A 23,617-nucleotide genomic window follows, 5' to 3' on the forward strand; every position below is an offset into this window, starting at 1 on the left:
AGTTTAAATGAAATAAATTGCGAATTTTAAGCCATACATAAATAAGCCATAAAATCACTTCTTAAACTCGGGCTTTTATCACATAATTACCAATACAATTGAAAACTATTCTCGTTTCCACTTATAAAACATGATCTAGGTAAAGGTATTGCGTAAATGTCTAATATAAAATTAATTAATTATAAAATTTTGCACGCAAGGTGGATGTCTAATGAAGCTCAGTGAACTCAATCCTGGGGATACGGCTAAGATCGCTGAAATCGGTCAACTTTCTTTACCTCAAACAGTAAAGCGGAAGTTGTTATCTATGGGGATTACACCTCATACAGCGTTCACAATGTTACGCCGAGCACCAATGGGGAGTGGTGTAGAGTTAGAGTTACGCGGTAGCCGTTTATGTATGCGTCGCGATTTAGCAGATATCATTGAGGTGGTAGTAGCACATGACTAAAGAATTTCATTGCGTCACTGTAGGTAATCCAAATGCAGGTAAATCAACTTTATTTAATGCATTAACAGGAGCGAATCAGCAAGTTGGTAACTGGTCAGGTGTTACAGTTGAGAAGAAAACAGGCTATTTCACGTTAGATAATACCAATGTTCATCTTACTGACTTACCAGGTATTTATGACTTGCTGCCAGCTGGCAACAGCTGTGATTGCTCCCTTGATGAGCAAATTGCCCAACAATATTTAGCAGATCAAAGAGTTGATGGGATTATTAACCTTGTTGATGCAACTAACATTGAACGCCATTTGTATTTAACTGTGCAACTAAGAGAACTTGGTGTTCCTATGGTTGTGGTGTTAAACAAAATCGATGCAGCTAAAAAGCTTGGTATTGAAGCGGATATCGAACGAATGAGCCAAGAGTTAGGTTGCCCTGTTGTTGCCGTTTGCTCTAGAGACGAATCAGATATAAAGCAAGTTCAAGATCAAGTGCTGAGTTTATTGAAAGGTGAGGTCACTGAATCTCCGCTGGTACTAGATTACGATGAGTCCATTGAGTCCGGTGTTAAAACGTTACAACAACATGCTGAAAACTTGAGCCGTGGTCGTGCACTAGCCATGCTAGGTAATGGCAATGGCTGTGGACAATGTGATAGTACCAGCCTTAAAGATGTAGTAAACAACTGTACTCAAATCGCTGAGCAGTCAGGTACCGACATTGAGGTACTTGTTGCCACGACAAGGTTTGATTTTGTTCAAAAAGTATTTGATGCATCAGTGAGCGTCGGTGAGCATGAAAGTGCAAGCGACAAACTAGATAAAATCATTCTTCACCCAGTGCTTGGTGTGCCAGTCTTTTTGCTGGTGATGTACTTAATGTTCATGTTTAGTATCAACGTTGGTAGCGCCTTTATTGATTTCTTTGATATTACTGCTGGTGCAGTATTTGTCGACCAATTTGGCGCCTTATTAGAATCTATTGGCTCACCTTTGTGGTTAGTAACTATTTTGGCTGGCGGTATTGGTCAAGGTATACAAACTGTGGCCACCTTTATTCCAGTTATTGCCGCATTGTTCCTCGCATTGTCAGTACTTGAAGCATCTGGTTATATGTCTAGAGCTGCTTTTGTCGTTGATGGTTTAATGCGTCGTATTGGACTGCCTGGAAAAGCGTTTGTTCCAATGATTGTAGGGTTTGGTTGCTCCGTTCCTGCCATTATGGCAACACGTACACTAGGCAGCGAGCGAGAAAGAATTGTCACAGGCATGATGGCACCATTTATGTCTTGTGGTGCTCGTTTGCCTGTATACGCCTTATTTGCTGCAGCATTTTTCCCAGAGTCGGGTCAAAATCTTGTATTTTTACTTTACATCATTGGTATTTTAGCCGCAGTTGGTACCGGCTTATTACTGCGTAGTACAGTGTTGCCAGGTACCAGTAGTGCTGTGGTGATGGAATTACCAAGTTATGAAATGCCAAAGGCGAAAGCGGTTTTTTCACGTACGACCAAACGTACAAAAAGCTTTATCCTAGGCGCAGGTAAGACGATTGTTATTGTTGTCACACTACTGAACTTTGTGAATGCCATTGGTACCGATGGTAGTTTCGGTCATGAAGACAGTAAAGAATCGGTATTGAGTGTACTGAGCCAAAAAGTCACGCCGTTTTTCTCTCCTATGGGAGTAGAGCAAGATAACTGGCCGGCAACAGTAGGTATTATTACAGGTATCTTTGCTAAAGAAGCCGTTGTTGGAACGCTTAACAGTTTATATTCAGATCCAACAGAAGGTGATGAAGAGCTTGCAAGTCTATCTGAAAGCTTCTCAGAAGCATGGGATACCATTCCTGAAAACTTATTCGGCATTGCACCAGAAGATCCATTGTCGATTGATGTAGGTAATGTAGAAAATATCGATGAAGCTGCAGAAGGGCAGGGGGTTGATCGTTCAACCTTCAGTGCACTACAAGCGGGTTTTAGCACTAAGGTTGCTGCTTTTGCTTACTTGTTATTTGTTTTGCTTTACACACCATGTGTTGCAGCAATGGGAGCATTAGTCAATGAGTTCGGTTCTAAATGGGCGCGTTTTGCAGCGCTATGGACCTTTGGTTTAGCATATGGCAGTGCCACTGTTGTATATCAAGGTGCAAATATAGCCAAGCACCCTGTTCAATCAATTGGCTGGATTTCATTCTTCAGTATTGCATTGGTTGGGTTTTATTTCTGGCTTAAAAAGCAGGGTAAGAAAAATCAACAGATTATTCCTGATGTGCGAGTCATTACCGAATAAGCATAAATAATGTTCAAATCAAAACCAGCATTTTAGTAAATGCTGGTTTTTTGTTTTCTGATGATTATTTTTATCAAACAGGCATTGTAACTCACGTAAAACTGTAGGATCATCGAAGGTCTGAAAATTTAAACCGTGCACTAAGAGGAACTCTATGAGTCAAGTGGACAACGAAGTACGTCCAAGTAACTTCATTCGTAATATCATTGATGAAGACTTAAAAAGCGGAAAGCACGATAGCGTGCATACACGTTTCCCGCCGGAGCCAAATGGTTTTTTACATATTGGTCACGCAAAGTCTATTTGTTTAAATTTTGGTATTGCAAAAGATTATCAGGGTCAATGTAATTTGCGCTTTGATGATACGAACCCAGAAAAAGAAGATATCGACTACGTTCACTCAATTCAGGATGACGTACGCTGGTTAGGGTTCGATTGGGCGGGTGAAATTCGTTATTCATCTAACTATTTTGATCAACTTCATCAATATGCGTTGGAGTTAATTAATAAAGGGCTTGCCTATGTGTGTTTTTTGAATGCAGAAGAAACACGTGAGTACCGTGGTACGTTGAAAGAGCCGGGTAAAAATAGTCCTTACCGTGATACCAGTGTTGAAGAAAACTTAGCGCTGTTTGAAAAAATGCGCTTAGGTGAATTCAAAGAAGGTGAGTGCGCTTTACGTGCTAAAATCGATATGGCTTCACCATTTATGTGTATGCGTGATCCCGTTATCTATCGGATCCGTTTTGCACATCATCATCAAACTGCTGACAAATGGTGCATTTATCCAATGTACGATTTTACGCATTGTATCTCAGATGCTATCGAAAATATCACTCACTCTTTATGTACATTAGAGTTTCAAGATAACCGACGTCTATATGATTGGGTATTAGATCATTTAGATGATTTCAATCAACCAAACCGCACGCGTCAATATGAATTTTCAAGACTAAACCTTGAATATACCTTGATGTCGAAGCGTAAATTAAATGACTTGGTTGAAAGAAACTTAGTGAATGGTTGGGATGACCCTAGAATGCCAACGATTGCTGGACTTCGTCGTCGTGGCTATACTCCTGCATCTATTCGTGAGTTTTGTCAGCGTATTGGCGTAACAAAACAAGAAAACTTGATTGAAGGTGGGGTGCTTGATGCCTGTATTCGTGAAGAGTTAAATGAGCATGCACCACGAGCAATGGCTGTATTAAAGCCAATTAAAGTGATAATTGAAAATTATCCTTCGGATTCACCAGAAACAATCAATGCCCCTATGCACCCGAATAAGCCTGAGATGGGTACTCGTGAATTGGCATTTGGTAAAGAATTGTTTATTGATGCTGAAGATTTCCGTGAGTCTGCAAATAAGCATTTCAAGCGTTTAGTGTTAGGTAAGGAAGTTCGTTTACGTAACGCTTATGTGATTAAAGCTGAACGTTTCGATCAAGATGAAGACGGTAATGTGACTACTGTTTACTGTACTTACGACAATGAGACATTAGGTAAAAATCCTAGCGATGGTCGTAAAGTAAAAGGCGTGATTCATTGGGTTGAAGCTTCAACGGCTAAGCAAGCAGAGTTCCGTCTTTACAATAGATTATTTACTGAAGCAACGCCTGCAGCATTTGATACTGTAGATGAGGTGATTAACCCTGAATCTTTAGTTGTCGTAAATGGTGTTGTTGAAGCAGGTCTTGTCAATGCTGAAGTTGAGAAGGCTTATCAATTTGAGCGAGAAGGTTACTTCTGTGCAGATAACAAAGATTCAACAGCTGAGCATTTAGTTTTCAATTTAACAGTGCCTTTACGTGACTCTTTTGCATAAATTATAAAATGACATGTTGTCATATTTAAAAGCCAAGGTGTTGACCTTGGCTTTTTTGTTTTTACTCGTTAATTAAATCCAAAGGGTATTATTGATTGGATGAAATCAAGTGTAATGGTCTGTCATTGCTCAAGTAGGCTTCATCAACTTGATCTAATTTATTATAACGAATCATCTGCTGTATGCCGTCAATGTAAGCTTGCCCGCGTTCTGAATATTTATCTAGCGTAGAAGCCAATTGTATTCCCGTAATAGGTTGGTCATCGGCTCTTAAATCTCGTCTAAGCTCTCTAAGCTTAATATAGGCTGCGTTAGTGTTAATATTTAGCATATATCCTTCTACAGAAGCTTGCGGTGTATCAAACCTTGCTAGACCATAGTTTCCTAACTCTTTTCGTTGCTGCTTAGGGATCATTCCGTTACCACTAAAATCCCACTGTCCGAAAAAGGCATTACCTTCAACGGTAAACCGGGATGTTGCCCAACCACTTTCTTCTGCAGCTTGAGCTAATACAAGCGATGGCGGCATGATATCGACGCGCTTTAATAATTGCTGTCTTTGTTCTTCTGTTAGTGCACTGTCTTGGTCAGTGATTACTTTATATTTAACTGCGATATCGATGAGTGATTTATCATCAAGTGAAGCTTGTTCGACAGTTTGTCGTTCGTTAAGAATGTTCTCATTACTGATTAAAATCAGTGGCGCCATTAATCTGAAAAATACCATCTTTTTCATCTGCACTGGAATTTCATTGGACGTTTGCTGCCACTTCTCACTGACTCGCTCAAAGGTTAGGCGAGGGACTTCTCGTACACCCGCTTTCCAGCTTTCGGTATTGTAATTAAGTGAGTCAAAGAGGCTAATCAGTTCATCTAATGAATTTAAGCTAATGTCTTTGGCTGATTGATGTGATTTTGATTGCACCGATTTTGATTGAACCGATGTCGTTTCAGCAACAGGTTTTGAATTTGAAGCCGTTGGCTTAATTTCAGACTGAACCTTTCCTTCATCGGTTGAGGATTTTACCCAATAATTAATGGCGAAAAGTCCAAACAACAACAGTGCGACAAACAGAATTTTTTGGTAAGTATTTTTAGTCATGTGTTCCCTTAACGATACGGCTTATTGTGCCGCTATAGATAAAAATTGATCGTCTATTACATGGCAATTAAGAGCGACGCATTCTCAAGCGAATAAACTAATGTTTTATCCACACAATAAAAAAGGCGCCAATGCGCCTTTAATTATAGTCGATTTGTGACTATTGCATCATTGGGCCGAAACCCATGCTCCAAAGAATAACACTACTACCCATTAGACCAACTAATAATACCAAGCCCGCAGTCACTACTGAGCTTGCGTAAATAAAGCCTTTTTCTTCCGGGATATTCATTATGATCGGGACTCCGGCATATAGCAGATAAACAGAGTAAGCTAAGCCTGCTAAGCCAACGAGCATAATAAACCATAGCACTGGATAAAGTACTGAAATACCTACCATAAATAAAGGTGTCGCAGTGTAGGCGGCCAGCTCCAACGCTTGAGTAAAGGTTGGCGTGGCATCGAATGTTTTTGCCATCCAATAAGATAGGTAGGCAAGTGCAAGCACGCCACCTATTAAGCCAAAATACATACCGACAGACATGAACATTGCGCTTTGCGGTGTTAAAAATAAAGGTTCACCATTAGCTGGATGCCAGCCAATGTAGGCAGTAGCAATATAGCTACATACAGAAGGAATTAAAGCGATAAGTAAAATATGACTTAGACTGCTTTTTACAGCTTCGTGATTGCGTTCAATTGTCTTCCACTCTTCCTTTGGATGAGTGTATAGCCCCATTAAGTGATTTAATATCATTGTTATTATCCTTGTTTAGCATTCATACATAGCTCGCCAAACTTCAGACGAACTGATCATAGCCCCATATATCAATCGCCTTAATCAGTCCCACACATACCAGCTTAAATGACTCTGCTTTTTGAGTGATTTAAGCCAATAATAACTTCATCCCTATAGAAGTTTATCCATTAAAGGCAATCGAAATACAACTTTAGCAACTATTGTTACGAAGATGTATAGACTATTTATTGAACATAAGCATCCATTCGTCAAGCTCTAATACGCTTTTATCTGTAGAAATCTTGTTATTACAGGTAAAATAGCTGCAAATCCAGTCGACTACTTAAATCATTCATGCAGCAATTACTTGAGCCAATTACGGCGTTTTTAAAATGTGAGACACCACAGTCATGGGTAGATGAAGCCAAAAAGCCTGAAAACTTGTCTTTGCTTTTAAGAGACCACTTACTATGTGAATTAAAAGCCGCTCAAAGTGCTATGTTTTTAATTCGCAAATACGCCGTAGATAAAGACAGCGCAACCCAGCTTAGTGCGTGGGTCAAGCCTTATGAAGAATTTGCTTATAAAAAGCAAGGGTCCTTAGAGACACTTAAAGGTAAAAGTAATATTTCAAAGCAAGTTACGGTCAGATCTGATTGTGATTATGGCCAAGATTTAGTGGATAAAATGGTGCTGCTGATTAAGGAGGAATTACATCACTTCTATCAAGTGTTAGAACTCATGGATGCGAAAAATATTCCTTATGAATTATTAGAAGCGGGGCGATATGCGAAAGGAATGATGAAGCATGTGAAAACTTTTGAACCTGACGCGCTCGTTGATAAATTAATCATAGGGGCATTTATTGAAGCGCGTTCTTGCGAACGTTTCGCTAAAATCGCCCCCTATTTAGATGCAGATTTGGAAAGGTTTTATATTTCTTTGTTACGTTCAGAAGCCCGTCATTATCAGGACTATTTATCTTTAGCGCAAACTATAAGTAAAACTGATATCAATGAACGAGTAGCATATTTTGCAAATGTTGAAGCAGAGCTTATTCAATCGAATGATGAAGACTTCAAGTTTCATAGTGGTGTACCACATAATCTAGTCTCGAATTAACGCATTAATCTTAAATATCTTGAATTGAGCCGAATTAAGGCCTGCATTGACTATCTCTGAGTTGTAAAAGGCAGTTGTTGTAACATCGCACTGTCTTTTTTTATGATAAGAATACTGCCTTGTTCGTACCAGTCGCCGACGACGATACGCTGTTTATGATTGCCGAGTTCATGAATTGCAGGTCTGTGAGTATGGCCGTGGATCATCCGAGTTGTATTGGTTCTAGTCAATAATTCACTAACCGCTGATGGTTCAACATCCATAATCTCATAGGTTTTTTGTTGGTTACTGTTTTGACTTTTTTGTCTTATATTTGCAGCAATTTTTTGTCTAGTCGATTTAGGAAGGTGACGATAAATCCACTTTACGATAGTAGAATTACGAAAGCGTCGAAAACGTTGATAAGCTTTGTCTAATGTACATAGACTATCGCCGTGAAGAACCACGGTTTGAATACCATATAAATTAAGTATGTTAATTTCTGGCAATAAAATCATCCCAGAGCGACTGGCAAATTCATTACCTATCATAAAGTCACGATTGCCATGGATGAAGTAAACAGGCAGTTTGGTTGAGACTGATTTAATATGTGTTGCTATTTCATCGGTATACGGCTCAGCAATATCATCACTGGTCCATACTTCAAATAAATCACCGATAATATATAAAGCTTCAACCTCAGAAAGGTCTGAGTTGAGATATTCAATGAAGGCTTTGGAAATATCAGGACGATCTGCACTTAAATGCAAATCGCCCATAAATACAGTATGCACTCGCGTTTATTCAGCCACGCTTACACTGTTGATTACCACAGCTTCTAATGGCACGTCTTGATGCATGCCACGGTTACCAGTGCTGACACCTTTAATTTTTTCAACGATGTCTAAACCTTCAACAACTTCAGCAAACACACAGTAACCCCAGCCTTGGCCTGTTTCTGCTTTGAAATCTAAGAAAGTGTTGTCACTGACGTTGATAAAGAATTGCGCTGTAGCAGAATGAGGATCTGAAGTACGAGCCATAGCAAGAGTACCAATCTTGTTTGATAAACCATTATTCGCTTCGTTCTTAATCGCTGCTTTAGGAGTTTTCTGAACCATGTCTTCGGTAAATCCACCGCCTTGAACCATGAAACCATCAATTACACGGTGAAAAATCGTCCCATCATAAAAACCATCTTTAACGTACTGCATGAAGTTTTCAGAAGTTAAAGGCGCTTTTTCTGTATTTAGTGCAACTTTAATGTCGCCCATATTGGTGTGTAAAGTGATCATATTAAAATACCTTGATAAAAATTGTTGCGGGATTCTAACTTATCTAACGTGAGGCTTAAAGTGCAGTATTCAAAACAGTATTGCTCATGATAGACTTTATCCCAATTATATTGGTATCAAAACGAGTAAAAGAGAACCATCGATGTTGAAAATTTACAATAGTATGAGTCGTGATAAGCAAGAATTTAAGCCGATTAACCCTGGAAAAATTGACATGTATGTATGTGGTATCACCATCTACGATTTATGTCATATTGGCCATGGTCGTACTTTTGTTTCTTTCGATATGATCGTTCGTTATTTACGTTACCGCGGCTACGAAGTGAATTACCTGCGTAATATCACCGATGTTGATGACAAGATTATTAAGCGTGCCGCTGAAAACAATGAAAGTTGTGATTCGTTAACTGAGCGATTAATTGGTGAAATGCATAATGATTTTGATGCATTGAACATGATGCGACCTGATTTTGAGCCAAGAGCAACGTTACATATCGAAGAAATCATCGAGATGGTTCAAAAGCTGATTGCTAAAGATCATGCTTACATATCTGAAAGTGGCGATGTGCTATTTAGCGTTTCTTCATTTCCTGAGTATGGACGTTTATCTGGTCAAAATCTTGAGCAATTACAAGCTGGCGCACGAGTAGAAGTTGAAGATACAAAGCGTGATCCTATGGATTTCGTATTGTGGAAAATGTCAAAGCCTGGTGAGCCAACTTGGGAGTCGCCATGGGGACCAGGTCGTCCTGGATGGCATATCGAATGTTCTGCGATGAACAGTAAGCATTTAGGCGAGCATTTTGACATCCATGGCGGTGGCAGTGACTTGCAGTTCCCACACCATGAAAATGAGATTGCTCAGTCTTGCTGTGCCCACGGTTCACAATACGTGAATTACTGGATGCATACTGGCATGGTCATGGTTGATAAAGAAAAAATGTCCAAGTCATTAGGTAATTTTTTCACTATTCGTGATGTATTAGCCCATTATGATCCTGAAACAGTACGTTATTTCTTATTGTCAGGTCATTACCGCAGTCAATTGAACTATTCAGAAGACAATTTAAAACAAGCTAAATCGGCTCTTGAACGTATTTATACTTCACTTAAAGGGCTTGACCTTACGGTTGAGGCTGCACCAGCTACAGAATTTATTAATAAATTTATAGTCGCAATGGACGATGACTTTAATACACCAGAAGCTTACTCTGTAATTTTTGATATGGTGCGTGAAATTAACCGCTTGAAATTGGTGGATATGGCTCAGGCAAGTGCATTGGGTGTGAGTCTTAAGTCACTGACAGATGTATTGGGTATTATCAACCGTGATGTTGATGCATTCTTCCAAGGAGACGGTAGCGATGATGAAGTGGCAGAGATAGAAGCGCTGATAGTTGAGCGTAATCGTGCCCGTGCAGAGAAAGACTGGCCAGCTGCTGACGCAGCTCGCGATAGACTAAATGCATTAAACGTCGTACTTGAAGACGGTGAAGAAGGCACAACTTGGCGAAAGAAGTCGTAGTTAAGTCCTTGTGATAAAAAAGCCTGCTATTTTTAGCAGGCTTTTTTGTTTATAGGCTTATTATCAGTAGGCTTTGAGTCAAAACAAAACAAAGCAAGCATAATTATTAAGCATTTACAGTTAATCGTGGTACTGCTCGGCAGCATATAGCGTATTTTCTAGTAAACTTGCGATTGTCATTGGGCCAACACCACCAGGTACCGGTGTAATGAACGCGGCTTTTTCTGCTGCAATATCAAACTCAACGTCACCAACTAAACGACCATCTTCAAGTCGGTTAATCCCAACATCAATAACTATTGCACCAGGCTTAATCCACTCTCCTGGAATAAAGCCTGGCTTTCCTACAGCGACAACTAGTAAATCAGCTTGACGTACTTTTTGTTCTAAATTTTTTGTAAAACGATGACAAGTTGTTGTAGTGCAACCCGCTAGGAGTAATTCAAGTGTCATAGGACGGCCAACAATGTTTGAAGCGCCAACAATGGTTGCATCCAAGCCATAGGTATCTACGCCCGTAGATTTTATTAAGGTAATGATGCCTTTTGGCGTACATGAACGTAATACAGGAATACGTTGTGCTAAGCGGCCAACATTATAAGGGTGAAACCCATCAACATCTTTATCAGGTCTGATACGCTCAATCACTTTTGAATCTTCAATATGAGCGGGTAAGGGAAGTTGTACCAAAATTCCATCAATCTTAGGATCTTCATTACATTGATCGATTAAGGCTAATAGTTCAGCTTCAGTTGTACTGGTTTCAAGGTCATATGAGTAAGATTCGAAGCCAACTTCTTCACAAGCGCGGCGTTTACTACCTACATAAACTTGAGACGCTGCATCAGCGCCGACTAGGATAACCGCGAGGCCCGGAATACGCTTGCCAGCAGTTTTGCGTTCCAGCACTTTTTCTTTTAACGTGCTACGAATAGATTGTGCGATCGCTTTGCCATCAATATTTTGGGCAGTCATGGGGGTATAGTTTCCTTTATATGGCGCGATGATATATGAATTTTAACGAGGCGTATTCTATCAGTCAGCCATAGTTCTGTCATGATTATTGACTTAGTGATTTATTGAAAACAGAATTTTTTGTGTGTAAAAACAGCAGCTGAACAAGTTTGTAAAAAAAATCGTTGACGATAGTAAAGTGACTCGTTAATATGCGCTCCGTTCTCGCAGTTAAGGCATTAAGTTAATGCATAAACCTTGATTCGCAAGACTTCTCGGTGATTAGCGCAGCCCGGTAGCGCATCTGCTTTGGGAGCAGAGGGTCAGAGGTTCGAATCCTCTATCACCGACCAAATTTCTATTTGTAAAGTTAACGCTTTATGAATAAGCTGGGAAAGTTAAACTGAAAACCAAATCAGTTTACTAATTATCTAGCAGGTATACAGAATAAGTATGTAAGCCAAGCGCCACTAGCTCAGCTGGATAGAGCAACGCCCTTCTAAGGCGTGGGTCTCAGGTTCGAATCCTGAGTGGCGTACCAAATTATGGTGATTGTAGCTCAGTTGGTAGAGCCCCGGATTGTGATTCCGGTTGTCGTGGGTTCGAGCCCCATCAGTCACCCCAAATTCTGCATTAAAATTGCACGATTGTAGAGAAAGCGACCTTAGGTCGCTTTTTTTATGTCTAAAATCCCCATATAACCGCATTTTCAGGCTCGACTCTATTGTAATCGGTCGCTATAATGTCGCGTCTTGATAAATATCTAATACGAATTACTACAGGTAATAGCGCTGAAAAGCTGCTGTATCATGCTTTTATTAGTAAACATTAATAATCAAGAAACGAATATTTAATAGTTGAGCTTTCGACTATTACAAAGGACGTCAGACATATTTCGAGGTAAAACAATGCAAGTTTCTGTTGAAACAACTCAAGGCCTAGAACGTCGCCTAACAATTTCTGTTCCTGCTGAACAAATTGAGAAATTAGTTAAAGACAATTTAATACGTGAAGCGAAGCGTGCAAAGATTTCTGGTTTCCGTCCAGGTAAAGTACCAGTTTCTGTCATCAAGCAACGCTACGGCGCTGCAATTCGTCAAGATGTCACTGGTGAAGTTATGCAACGCAACTTTATCGAAGCTATCATGGCTGAAAAGTTAAACCCAGCAGGCGCGCCAGTTTTTGCTCCAGGTAAAACTGAAGGCGAAAACTTTGAGTTCGTTGCAACGTTTGAAATCTACCCAGAAGTAACATTAACGGGTCTAGACGCAATTGAAGTTGAACAACCACAAGCTGAAGTTAATGACGCTGACGTTGACACTATGATTGAAACACTTCGCAAGCAACACGCTACATTTGCTGTAGTTGAAACTGCTGCAGAAGAAGGCAATAAAGTTAAAATGAACTTTGTTGGTTCTGTTGATGGTGAAGAGTTTGAAGGCGGAAAAGCTGACGACTTCGAATTAGAACTTGGTAGCAACCGTATGATCCCTGGTTTCGAAACTGGTGTTATCGGTCATAAAGCAGGTGATGAATTCGAAATCGAAGTGACTTTCCCTGAAGACTACCATGCTGAAAACTTAAAAGGTAAAGCGGCTAAGTTCGTTATTACACTTACTGAAGTTCAGTCTGCAGAATTACCAGAAGTTAACGATGAATTCGCTTCTTTATTCGGTATCGCTGAAGGTGGTTTAGACGCACTTAAAGCTGAAATCCGTAAAAACATGACTCGTGAACTTGAGCAAGCGCTAAAAGCAAATGTGAAAGAGCAAGTTATCGAAGGCTTATTATCAGCTAACGAAATCACTATCCCTAAAGCACTAGTAGACGGTGAAGTTAACGTTCTTCGTCAACAAGCTATGCAACGCTTTGGTGGCCAAACTGAGAACATGCCTGAGCTTCCTGCTGATTTATTCACAGAGCAAGCTGAGCGTCGCGTTAAAATTGGTTTACTTCTTGGCGAAGTTATCAAAACTAACGAGCTTCAAGCTGAAGACGAACGTGTTCAAGGTCTTATTGCTTCAATGGCTTCAGCTTATGAAGATCCAAGTGAAGTGGTTGAATACTACAATGGCAACAAAGAGCTTATGCAAAACATGCGCAACGTAGCGCTTGAAGAGCAAGCTGTTGAAGTTTTACTAAAATCTGCAAAAGTGACGACTAAAGACGTCGAATTTGAAGAATTTATGAACAAGGCAACAGGTAAAGCGTAACCATCGCTTGACTTGATTGGCGGTTCGCCATTTATAATGGCTCGTATGAGGTTCCTCATACGAGCCATTTTTATTTTAGGGAAATATAAAATGCATAAAGCGCCAGAATCTGTACTCAATGCTCTTGTACCTATGGTTGTTGAACAAACTGCTAAAGGTGAGCGTTCATATGATATTTACTCTCGTTTATTAAAAGAGCGAGTAATTTTCTTGGTTGGTCAGGTTGAAGAACACATGGCTAACCTGATCGTGGCGCAGTTACTGTTCCTAGAATCAGAAAGCCCAGATAAAGATATTTCAATCTACATTAACTCGCCAGGTGGTTCTGTGACTGCTGGTATGGCAATTTACGATACAATGCAGTTCATTAAACCGAACGTAAGCACAGTATGTATTGGTCAAGCTTGCAGCATGGGCGCGTTCTTATTAGCGGGTGGCGCAAAAGGTAAGCGTCATTGTTTGCCGAATTCTCGAGTCATGATTCACCAGCCTTTGGGTGGTTTCCAAGGCCAAGCGTCTGACATTGCAATTCATGCTCAAGAAATCTTAGGCATTAAGAATAAATTAAATGAAATGTTAGCTGAACACACTGGGCAACCATTAGATGTTATCGAGCGTGATACAGACCGTGATAACTTCATGAGTGCACAAGAAGCTGCTGATTATGGTTTAGTTGATTCAGTTTTTGAAAAGCGTAGCTGATTTTTAGGCCTGAGTACGCTATTCTGTGATGAATAGCGTATAAAAAATATTTAACTGTTTCTGTGTAGTACAAATAATGCACAGAGAGTATATCTAAAGACAGTGAACAGGCTGCAACAGAGGTAGGGTAATGGGCGATAACAAAAGTACCGGTGACAGTGGCAAACTACTGTACTGCTCTTTTTGCGGAAAAAGCCAACATGAAGTAAGAAAGCTAATCGCTGGACCTTCGGTATATGTTTGTGATGAATGTGTTGAGTTATGTAATGACATCATTCGTGAAGAAATTAAAGAGATCTCGCCAAAGCGTGATCAAGACAAGTTGCCAACACCACACGAATTGCGTGAGCACTTAGATGATTACGTTATTGGTCAGAACCAAGCTAAAAAGGTACTGTCAGTTGCTGTTTATAACCATTATAAACGTTTACGCAATGGCACGCCGATTGAAGGTGTTGAACTAGGTAAAAGTAATATCTTGCTTATCGGACCAACGGGTAGTGGTAAAACATTGCTAGCTGAGACGTTAGCTCGTTCATTAGATGTGCCATTTACTATGGCTGATGCAACGACACTAACTGAAGCGGGTTACGTAGGTGAAGATGTTGAAAACATCATTCAGAAGCTACTGCAAAAGTGTGATTATGACGTTGAGAAAGCGGAGCGCGGTATCGTCTATATCGATGAAATCGATAAAATCAGCCGCAAATCTGACAACCCATCAATCACCCGTGATGTTTCTGGTGAAGGTGTTCAGCAAGCTTTGCTTAAGCTAATTGAAGGAACTGTTGCTTCTGTGCCTCCACAAGGTGGACGTAAACATCCACAGCAGGAATTCTTGCAAGTAGATACGTCTAAAATCCTATTTATTTGTGGTGGTGCATTTGCTGGGCTTGAAAAGGTTATTGAACAACGTGGGCTAACTGGAACAGGTATTGGCTTTGGCGCTGAAGTTAAGGGTGAGGCTGATAAAGTCACTATTTCTCAGACGTTAGGCAAAGTTGAGCCTGAGGACTTGATTAAGTTTGGCTTAATCCCTGAGTTTATTGGCCGTTTACCTGTTGTTGCTACGCTAACTGAATTAGATGAAGCAGCGCTAGTACAGATTCTTTCTCAACCTAAAAATGCACTAACAAAACAATATGGTGCATTGTTTGAGATGGAAGAGGTTGAACTTGAGTTCCGTGAAGATGCTTTAAAAGCCATTGCTCATAAAGCGATGACGCGTAAAACCGGTGCTCGTGGCCTTCGTTCAATCATTGAAGATATCTTACTTGATACTATGTATGATATTCCTTCAGTTGAGGGCGTAATTAAAGCTGTTGTCGATGAATCTGTCGTCAAAGGCGAGTCTGCCCCCATCTTGATTTACGAAAATGCTGACAACCAAGTTGCTGGTGGCGAGCAATAATTCGTCGCTTTTGCTAATAGTTGAAAAATAAGGAGTCCATTGGGCTCCTTTTTTCGTATTGCCCATTGAAACTCTTAGAAACATCCCAATATACTGATTATATAATCCATTCATCAAACGGAATCGAACTATGACCCAAGAGCGTGAAGCGCATATCGAACTCCCCGTGCTGCCACTTCGAGATGTAGTGGTTTATCCCCATATGGTAATTCCGCTATTCGTCGGACGAGAGAAATCTATTCGATGCCTTGAATCAGCGATGGAACAAGATAAGCAAATATTACTGGTCGCCCAGCGGGAAGCTGATTTAGACGAGCCAGCAAAAGACGATATTTTTGAAATTGGTACCGTTGCATCTATTTTACAGTTATTAAAATTACCTGACGGCACGGTTAAAGTGCTAGTTGAAGGTGGTCAGCGTGCTAAAGTCACTGAGTACACACAAGAAGATGAATTCTTTGTCGCAAACGTGACAATGTTAGCGTCTGAAGAGTTAGCTGATAAAGAAGAAGAAGTGCTGGTTCGAAGTGCTATTAGCCAATTTGAAGGCTACATCAAGCTAAATAAAAAAATTCCACCAGAAGTACTGACATCTTTAACTGGTATTGAAGAAGCTGCCCGTCTTGCTGATACTATGGCAGCTCACATGCCGCTAAAGCTTGAAGACAAACAGTCAGTGCTTGAAATGATCAATGTTGGCGAACGTCTTGAATATTTAATGGCAATGATGGAAGGCGAGATCGACTTACTTCAAGTTGAGAAACGCATTCGTGGCCGTGTTAAAAAGCAGATGGAAAAAAGCCAACGTGAGTATTACTTGAATGAGCAAATGAAAGCCATTCAAAAAGAACTTGGCGATCTTGATGAAGGTCAAGATGAGTTTGAAGTTTTAGGCCGCAAGATTGAAGAAGCCAAAATGCCGGCTGAAGCAAAAGAAAAAGCGGAAGCTGAGCTTAATAAGTTAAAAATGATGTCGCCAATGTCAGCAGAAGCGACAGTGGTAAGAAGTTACGTAGACTGGATGACGTCTGTACCTTGGAGCCAGCGTTCAAAAATCAAACGTGACTTGTCAAAAGCTGAAGCCATTTTAGATACCGATCATCACGGGTTAGAGAAAGTAAAAGAACGCATTCTTGAATACCTTGCCGTGCAAAGTCGAGTTAAACAATTAAAAGGACCAATCCTTTGCTTAGTAGGGCCTCCAGGTGTTGGTAAAACGTCATTAGGCCAATCAATTGCTAAAGCAACAGGACGTAAATATGTTCGCGTTGCCTTAGGTGGCGTACGCGATGAAGCTGAAATTCGTGGTCATCGTCGAACTTACATTGGTTCTATGCCAGGTAAAGTGATCCAAAAAATGGCCAAAGTGGGTGTTAAAAACCCATTATTCTTATTAGATGAAATCGATAAGATGAGTTCAGATATGCGCGGTGATCCATCATCAGCGCTACTTGAAGTACTAGATCCTGAGCAAAACGCAGCGTTTAATGACCATTACTTAGAAGTTGATTACGACTTATCTGACGTGATGTTTGTGGCGACATCGAATTCAATGGATATTCCAGGGCCGTTATTAGACCGTATGGAAGTGATTCGTTTATCGGGTTATACCGAAGATGAAAAATTGAATATCGCTAAAAAGCATTTATTGACTAAGCAAATCGAGCGAAACGGGTTAAAACCAAAAGAAATTAATATCGATGATAGCGCCATTATTGGCATGATCCGTTACTACACTAGAGAAGCTGGTGTCCGTTCACTAGAGCGCGAGCTATCAAAAGTGTGCCGTAAAGTAGTTAAGATGATTCTTTTAGATAAATCAGTTAAAACCGTCGAAGTGAATCAAGAGAACTTGAAATCATTCCTCGGTGTGCAGCGCTTTGATTACGGTAAAGCTGAGTCTAATAATCAAATTGGTCAAGTGACTGGTTTAGCTTGGACGCAAGTTGGTGGCGATTTACTGACTATTGAAGCGACGTCTGTGTCAGGTAAAGGCAAACTTGCTTATACTGGCTCACTTGGTGATGTCATGCAGGAGTCTATTCAGGCTGCGATGACAGTTGTTCGTGCTCGCGCTGAACAATTAGGCATTAACAGTGATTTTTACGAAAAACGTGATATTCACGTGCATGTTCCTGAAGGGGCAACGCCTAAAGATGGACCATCTGCGGGTGCTGCAATGTGTACTGCGTTGGTATCAAGCTTAACGGGTAATCCGGTTAAGAGTGATGTGGCCATGACAGGTGAAATTACCCTAAGAGGGGAGGTTCTACCTATCGGCGGTTTGAAGGAAAAGTTACTTGCGGCACATCGTGGCGGCATAAAAGTTGTACTTATTCCTAAAGAAAATGAGCGTGATTTGGAAGGCATTCCAGCCAATGTCATTGCCGATCTTAAGATTCACCCAGTTAGATGGGTCGATGAAGTACTTGAATTGGCCTTAGAAAAGCCAGTAAAAGGCTTTGAAGTGGTTAAAAAGTAGCTAATTAGCAAAAAAAGTTGCTTTGAACCTAAAAAAAATGAAAAAAGGGGCTTAACAATCTGTAAAGCTGTGGTAGCCTAGATAAGTGGAGAGTCAGTTAGCACCAAACCCTTGGCGCAACTGACTTTGAGCTGTATCCAAGTACATTTTTTTTGGTTTTCCAACTAAGTTTGGTGTGGTATCAAACTTATAACAAAAAAGCCTCCGCAGACCGCTCTAAAGACGGATTTGGTTGCGGCGCGAAAATAAACATTCAAGGGGATGACATGAACAAATCTGAACTAATCGAGAAAATCGCTTCTGGTGCTGACATTTCTAAAGCTGGCGCAGGCCGTGCATTAGATTCTTTCATTGGTGCTGTTACTGAAGCACTTAAAGAAGGCGATAAAATTTCTCTAGTTGGTTTTGGTACTTTTGAAGTACGTCAGCGTGCTGAGCGTACTGGCCGTAACCCACAAACTGGTGCAGAAATTAAGATTGCTGCGGCTAACATCCCAGCTTTCAAAGCGGGTAAAGCTCTAAAAGACGCTGTTAACTAAGAATAGTTAATATCGTTGCCTTTTGTAAGGCATAGTTAAAAAGCACTGTTTTGGCAGTGCTTTTTACGAAAAGATTATTAAGAATAACAATGTTAATTTTAATAATCGGAGGAATTGGGTCATACCCGAGGTAGCGTCTGATAACTCCATATAAATTACAAGAAGGCGCATCCCCAAGTGGTGCGCCTTTTTATTTTTTTAATCGCAACAAGCGAGAATTCAGATGTTAGAAAAAATTCGTGAAGGCTCACAAGGCGTTGTCGCTAAAAGTATTTTAGTGTTAGTGATCCTTTCGTTCGCATTTGCTGGTGTAAGTAGTTACCTAGGCACATCAACTGATGTAGCTGCTGCCGTTGTTAATGGCGACGACATTACCGCAAATGAACTAGAACAAGCTTATCAAAATGAACGTGGCCGTTTAGAGCAACAGCTTGGCGAAATGTTTGATGCATTATCTGCTGATGATACGTACATGAACGGTATCAAGCAGAACGTATTAGACCGCCTGATCGCTGATAAGTTAATGACTCAAGCTGCTGAAGATTTAGGTCTTCGTGTTTCTGATGAACAAATTAAACAAGCGATTGTTAACGAACCAGCATTCCAAACCGATGGTGTGTTTGATAACGAGCGCTATTTAGCAGTATTACGTCAGCTTGGTTATCAAACTAATAGCTTCCGTGACATGATGCGTACCGATATGACTCGTCGTCAGTTATTGACTTCGTTAGTGGGCAGTGAATTCGTGTTGGATGGTGAAGCTAAGCAACTTGCTGAAATTCAAGGTCAAACTCGTGATATTCGTTATTTAGTCGTTGATTCTTCTCCTTACTTAGTTACGGCAAGTGTGACGGATGAAGAGATCAAAACTTACTATGATAGCAACTTGATGCAGTTTATGGATCAAGAAAAAGTGAGCTTAGAATATGTTGAGTTAAACGCAGCTGAACTTGCTAAAGGGATGGATACGTCTGTCGATGAAGCACGTACATACTACGAAGAAAACAAACAACAATATCAAACAGCTGAAAAACGTTTAGCGGCGCATATTCTATTTGCTTCTGGCGATGATAGTGCTGATGAAGCAAAGGCTGAAGCAAGCTTAGCTAAATTACAAGCTGGTGAAGACTTTGCAGAAGTTGCAAAAACTGATTCAGATGATCAGTTTAGTGCGGAGCAAGGGGGTCAACTTGATTGGTTCGAGCAAGGTGTGATGGACCCAGCATTCGATGAAGCACTGTTTGCACTAACTCAAGGTGAATACTCACAGATTGTTAAAAGTGAATTCGGTTACCACATCGTTAAGCTACTTGATATTCAATCAGGTGCAGCAGCACCGTTTGAAGAAGTTCAAGATAAAATTGTTGCTGATTTACAAAACAAGAAAGCAGTTGATGAGTTCTATAGCTTACAAAGCATTCTTGCTGATACTAGCTACGAAGTGCCAGATACGTTAGATGAAACAGCTAAAGCATTAGGTACGACTGTTCAGTCGACTGGGTTGTTTTCTCGTGACAATGCTCCGGCTAACCTAAGTAGCCCTGATTTAGTTCGCACTGCATTTTCTGACGAAGTGATTACCAGTGGCATGAACAGTGAAGTGATTGAACTTGCTCCTAATCATGTGGTTGTTATCCGTTTATTGAAGCATCAAGATGCGGGCACTTTACCATTAGCGGATGTTAAGTCTGGTATTGAAGCGCGCTTGGTTCAAGATAAAGCGAACCTTCAGGCGAGTGAAAAAGCCAATGAGTATCTTGCTAAACTTAAAGCTGGCGAAGAAATCACTGATGTGACTATTGCGACTAAAGCGCAATTAGCCAGATTCAATCAAGATATCGATCAAGCTATTACGACGAAGGCTTTCCAAATGCCTGCTCCTGAAGCAAGCAGTGTATCATTTGATACAGCAGCTTTAGCGAATGGCTTTGCGGTAATTGCACTTGATAAAGTGAATGCTGCACAAGGGATTGATAGCAACGTTATTGATTCAATTAAGCAACGTTTAGCTCCGCAATACAGTGAAGCGGATTACCGCTCTGTCGTTGCTGCGCTTAAATCAAAAGCAAAAATTGAGTACCCAGTTGCTGAATAAAACCGGGTATTACCATTAAAAAGCCAAGGTTATCCTTGGCTTTTTTTTGGTTTTTATTCAATTATTTTTAGTATGTATTTTATTTTACAGCTAGATGAGAAGGATGCTCATGAACATTGCGCTATTCGATTTTGATGGCACGATCACCGAAAACGATACCTATACGCCTTTTATCCATTTAAGTGCACCCAAATGGCGTCGTATAGTATGCACAGTATTGTTGTTCCCAGTAATCTTAATGTATAAAAGTAAACTATTAGGTGGCTCGAGAACACGCTCTATCGTCAGTTTTTTTGCTTTCTGTGGGCGTAATAAGAAAGAAATTTATCAACAAGGTGCAGACTACGCACACACACTCGATAAACACGTCATGTCGCAAGCTTATGAGCGTCTGCAGTGGCATAAAGCGCAGGGAGATACCATCGTTATTGTTTCAGCTTCTCTTGATGCTTATTTACGCCCCTGGTGCGAAAAACATCAATATCATCTTATTTGTGCGACACTAAATACCAAAGGTAAACGTTTAACTGGCATGTATAAAGGTGGTGACTGCTCAGGCTCTGAAAAGGCTCGGCGTGTTAAATCTAAATTTAATCTGGATGTTTTTGATACAGTTTATGCCTATGGAGATACGATTGAAGACAAGCAGATGCTAGCGCTAGCAGATTTCGGTTTTTTAAATTGGCAACAGATTCAACAGTAAAATACGTCACTCGAGTTAAATCATTAAGATGCACAATAATCAGAAGGAATCAGTTTTAGTCAATGGAAACAATTAATCAAAGATTTGAAAAGGTGTTAGCACACATTGATGAAAACCTGTCAAAGCCGCTAGCTTTATCTGTACTGTCTGATATTGCTAAGGTGCCTGAATATCATTTTAATTTTATTTTTTTGAGTTTATTTCACACGTCATCATCTGAATATATTGCTTTACTGAGACAGCTTGAAGCTGGGCAACAATTAGGCTTTGATAAATCAATTCCAATTAAAGAGGTCGCTGTGTCTGTGGGCTATCAAAGTGAAACGGCCTTTATTACAGACTTTACACAAGCCATTGGTCAATCACCGCAAGCTTTTCAACGTCAACCTGATTGGGGGCAATTTTTTCAAAAGCAGCAACCGCTAAAAACTTTATCAGAAGGGCATCATGATTTAACTGCTGATGATGTGAATATCGACAACTGTAAACTTGATAAGATTGATCTCGCAATGATTAGCCATCAGGCTGAAGCACAGTATTTACCGCAAACTATTCAGGCGATGAGAGCATTTCGTCAAGCCAATCAACTGTCTCCTACAAGCAGTAGAACATACAATTTTGTATATCAAAGCAAACCGAAATCTACAGAGCAATTGCATATTGATATTGCAGTGAGTATCAACACACTAGAGAAGCAACGTATAGAGCCTGCTATCAATGACTCTGAGTATTTTTATTACTCTTGTATACCTGAAGGAAAGTATGCTTCTTTTATGCATCTAGGGTCTGATAAAGAGCTAGAACGTAAATTAAAGTATCTTTATGGAGCATGGTTGAGTTCAACAAATCAACGATTAAAAAATGTGCCATTGATATTTGAACAGCTTAATATCACAGAGCCTTCAAAACAGGCCACACGAGTTTATTTAGGTCTTGATTAACTGCTAGATGAATTTAATGTGCCGTGATTCTCATCATTTCGGCACAAATCCACGCCATGTATGTTGCCCAAGCATAGCCAAATACTGAAAACATGATGGCAACGGGTGCTAACGAACGATGAAATGCCATTGCAACCACAGGTGAGGAGGCTGCTCCACCGATACAGCATTGGCTTGCCATCGCCATATAAGCAACCGGTGCTTTCATCAATAACCCCGCAATAATGACCACCAGTGCATGGATGGTTAACCATATGAACCCGATAGCAAAATAGATTGGGAAGTCATCAATCATGGTTAAATCCATTTGCAGTCCCATATTGGCTATCAGAAAGTAAAGCATCACAGTGGATACTTTAGAGGCGCCCAGATCTTCAAGATGACGGATTCGAGTATTAGATAATATGACGCTCACTGTGGTGACTAAAATAACAACCCAAAAAAAGCTAGAGGTAAAACTGTATTTTTCAGTTGCAGGATAATGTTCAGCGAAAAATGGGGCGAGTATATCTGCCCCAAAATGTGCGAGTCCAGTTACACCAAAAGCAATACAAAAAATTTGCATATAGCTATGTAAACTTGGGAGTTGCAGTTTAATCTTTGAAGCGTTTTCAGTGACATTGACTAGTTGATTAAATTGACTGGCATCAGCGCCTATCATTTTATCAATGGCTTTAGCGTGATTGGCACAAATTAATAAAAATGACATCCATATTGCTGAGTAAACCACATTGACAGAAATCATAATGGCGAATAGATTATCATCGACTTCGTACACTTCTTTCATCGCCAGTTGATTAGCTGTTCCGCCTACCCAGTTTCCAGCAAGTGTTGCCATACCACGCCAAGCCGCATCTGCACCAACCCAATTAATACTCTCTGGGGCGATATAAGAAAACAACAATAAGGTTAATGGACCGCCAATAATGACGCCAAAGCTGCCTAATAAAAACAAGATAACAATCTTAGGCCCAAGCAATAAAATTGCTTTAATGTCGACACTGATTATCAACAAGGCTAAACAAGCTGGCATAAGATAATTAGATGAAATGGAGTTGAGTTGACTGTGGCTAGCATCAACAATATTGAGGGTATTAAGTAGTGAAGGGAGGACATAACACATCACCATCACAGGGATAAATCGATATACTTGACGCCATACAGGATGTGACGAAGTACTGGTAAAAAATACCAAGCCAATAATGGTTGCCAATAAGCCAAAAATAACGGGGTCTTGAGTGATCATTATCGT

At 40.3% G+C, this 23,617-nt stretch carries 19 protein-coding genes and 3 tRNA genes; 16 read left to right on the top strand and 6 right to left on the bottom strand.

Features of this window, described 5'->3' with window-relative positions; translation table 11 throughout:
* The first annotated feature begins 211 nt into the window (after positions 1 to 211).
* The 3 genes from SJ2017_RS07965 (at position 212) to glnS (ending at position 4,563) form a co-directional block, all read left to right on the top strand.
* Entirely contained in the window at positions 212 to 451 is a 240-nt protein-coding gene (locus SJ2017_RS07965; RefSeq protein WP_055023891.1) for a FeoA family protein, read from the top strand.
* Positions 444 to 2,738 carry a Fe(2+) transporter permease subunit FeoB gene (gene feoB, locus SJ2017_RS07970; RefSeq protein WP_080915424.1) on the top strand — a complete coding sequence of 765 codons (2,295 nt, stop codon included), beginning with the start codon at positions 444 to 446 and terminating at the stop codon, positions 2,736 to 2,738. Before SJ2017_RS07965 ends, feoB begins: the two co-directional genes overlap by 8 nt.
* A 154-nt stretch (positions 2,739 to 2,892) precedes the next feature.
* On the top strand, positions 2,893 to 4,563 hold the full coding sequence (gene glnS / locus SJ2017_RS07975) for a glutamine--tRNA ligase (RefSeq protein ID WP_065108385.1): 1,671 nt from the start codon (positions 2,893 to 2,895) through the stop codon (positions 4,561 to 4,563).
* Between the two features lie 88 nt (positions 4,564 to 4,651).
* On the opposite strand, the gene SJ2017_RS07980 is transcribed toward glnS, so the two are convergent.
* Together SJ2017_RS07980 and SJ2017_RS07985 are read right to left on the bottom strand one after the other, a co-directional pair.
* Positions 4,652 to 5,665 (bottom strand): glucosaminidase domain-containing protein, encoded by a 1,014-nt coding sequence (locus SJ2017_RS07980; protein ID WP_080915425.1) that lies wholly within the window; start codon positions 5,663 to 5,665, stop codon positions 4,652 to 4,654.
* Positions 5,666 to 5,825: 160 nt separating this feature from the next.
* Positions 5,826 to 6,422 (bottom strand): Yip1 family protein, encoded by a 597-nt coding sequence (locus tag SJ2017_RS07985; RefSeq protein ID WP_055023887.1) that lies wholly within the window; start codon positions 6,420 to 6,422, stop codon positions 5,826 to 5,828.
* Positions 6,423 to 6,758: 336 nt separating this feature from the next.
* Here SJ2017_RS07985 and miaE point away from each other — a divergent pair, with 336 nt between their 5' ends.
* On the top strand, positions 6,759 to 7,526 hold the full coding sequence (miaE, locus tag SJ2017_RS07990) for a tRNA isopentenyl-2-thiomethyl-A-37 hydroxylase MiaE (RefSeq protein ID WP_080915426.1): 768 nt from the start codon (positions 6,759 to 6,761) through the stop codon (positions 7,524 to 7,526).
* Between the two features lie 50 nt (positions 7,527 to 7,576).
* Here miaE and SJ2017_RS07995 read toward each other — a convergent pair whose 3' ends face one another.
* Together SJ2017_RS07995 and SJ2017_RS08000 are read right to left on the bottom strand one after the other, a co-directional pair.
* Entirely contained in the window at positions 7,577 to 8,299 is a 723-nt protein-coding gene (locus SJ2017_RS07995; protein WP_080915427.1) for a UDP-2,3-diacylglucosamine diphosphatase, read from the bottom strand.
* A gap of 6 nt (positions 8,300 to 8,305) precedes the next feature.
* Positions 8,306 to 8,800 (bottom strand): peptidylprolyl isomerase, encoded by a 495-nt coding sequence (locus SJ2017_RS08000; RefSeq protein ID WP_055023884.1) that lies wholly within the window; start codon positions 8,798 to 8,800, stop codon positions 8,306 to 8,308.
* 142 nt (positions 8,801 to 8,942) lie between these two features.
* On the opposite strand from SJ2017_RS08000, the gene cysS reads away from it, so the two are divergent.
* Positions 8,943 to 10,325, top strand: coding sequence for a cysteine--tRNA ligase (gene cysS / locus SJ2017_RS08005; RefSeq protein WP_080915428.1), 1,383 nt, complete (start codon positions 8,943 to 8,945; stop codon positions 10,323 to 10,325).
* A gap of 120 nt (positions 10,326 to 10,445) precedes the next feature.
* Here the strand turns inward: cysS and folD are convergent, their stop codons facing one another.
* On the bottom strand, positions 10,446 to 11,300 hold the full coding sequence (folD, locus tag SJ2017_RS08010; RefSeq protein WP_080915429.1) for a bifunctional methylenetetrahydrofolate dehydrogenase/methenyltetrahydrofolate cyclohydrolase FolD: 855 nt from the start codon (positions 11,298 to 11,300) through the stop codon (positions 10,446 to 10,448).
* A gap of 255 nt (positions 11,301 to 11,555) precedes the next feature.
* Between folD and SJ2017_RS08015 the strand changes: the two genes are divergently transcribed.
* From SJ2017_RS08015 to SJ2017_RS08065, 11 genes are all read left to right on the top strand, one after another.
* A tRNA-Pro gene (locus SJ2017_RS08015) sits at positions 11,556 to 11,632 on the top strand.
* 111 nt (positions 11,633 to 11,743) lie between these two features.
* Positions 11,744 to 11,820, top strand: a tRNA-Arg gene (locus SJ2017_RS08020).
* Positions 11,821 to 11,827: 7 nt separating this feature from the next.
* Positions 11,828 to 11,903: transfer RNA gene (locus SJ2017_RS08025), tRNA-His, on the top strand.
* A 284-nt stretch (positions 11,904 to 12,187) separates the two neighbouring features.
* Entirely contained in the window at positions 12,188 to 13,492 is a 1,305-nt protein-coding gene (gene tig / locus SJ2017_RS08030) for a trigger factor (protein WP_080915430.1), read from the top strand.
* A 90-nt stretch (positions 13,493 to 13,582) separates the two neighbouring features.
* On the top strand, positions 13,583 to 14,194 hold the full coding sequence (clpP, locus tag SJ2017_RS08035; protein ID WP_055023880.1) for an ATP-dependent Clp endopeptidase proteolytic subunit ClpP: 612 nt from the start codon (positions 13,583 to 13,585) through the stop codon (positions 14,192 to 14,194).
* Between the two features lie 130 nt (positions 14,195 to 14,324).
* Positions 14,325 to 15,605, top strand: a complete 1,281-nt coding sequence (gene clpX / locus SJ2017_RS08040) for an ATP-dependent protease ATP-binding subunit ClpX (RefSeq protein WP_055023879.1) — start codon at positions 14,325 to 14,327, stop codon at positions 15,603 to 15,605.
* A 130-nt stretch (positions 15,606 to 15,735) separates the two neighbouring features.
* Positions 15,736 to 18,087 carry an endopeptidase La gene (lon, locus tag SJ2017_RS08045; RefSeq protein ID WP_080915431.1) on the top strand — a complete coding sequence of 784 codons (2,352 nt, stop codon included), beginning with the start codon at positions 15,736 to 15,738 and terminating at the stop codon, positions 18,085 to 18,087.
* A 266-nt stretch (positions 18,088 to 18,353) separates the two neighbouring features.
* Complete coding sequence (locus SJ2017_RS08050) at positions 18,354 to 18,626, top strand: HU family DNA-binding protein (protein WP_055023877.1); 273 nt, start codon at positions 18,354 to 18,356, stop codon at positions 18,624 to 18,626.
* Positions 18,627 to 18,849: 223 nt separating this feature from the next.
* Positions 18,850 to 20,721: a SurA N-terminal domain-containing protein gene (locus SJ2017_RS08055; RefSeq protein ID WP_080915432.1), complete on the top strand. Its 1,872-nt coding sequence runs from the start codon at positions 18,850 to 18,852 to the stop codon at positions 20,719 to 20,721.
* Positions 20,722 to 20,830: 109 nt separating this feature from the next.
* Entirely contained in the window at positions 20,831 to 21,424 is a 594-nt protein-coding gene (locus SJ2017_RS08060; RefSeq protein ID WP_167692900.1) for an HAD-IB family hydrolase, read from the top strand.
* Between the two features lie 62 nt (positions 21,425 to 21,486).
* Positions 21,487 to 22,365 (top strand): AraC family transcriptional regulator, encoded by an 879-nt coding sequence (locus SJ2017_RS08065; RefSeq protein WP_080915434.1) that lies wholly within the window; start codon positions 21,487 to 21,489, stop codon positions 22,363 to 22,365.
* Positions 22,366 to 22,378: 13 nt separating this feature from the next.
* Here SJ2017_RS08065 and SJ2017_RS08070 read toward each other — a convergent pair whose 3' ends face one another.
* Positions 22,379 to 23,611, bottom strand: a complete 1,233-nt coding sequence (locus tag SJ2017_RS08070) for a DUF819 family protein (RefSeq protein WP_080915435.1) — start codon at positions 23,609 to 23,611, stop codon at positions 22,379 to 22,381.
* Positions 23,612 to 23,617 lie beyond the last annotated feature (6 nt).

Origin of the sequence: Shewanella japonica, assembly GCF_002075795.1 — a bacterium.
Classification (GTDB): Bacteria; Pseudomonadota; Gammaproteobacteria; order Enterobacterales; family Shewanellaceae; genus Shewanella; species Shewanella japonica.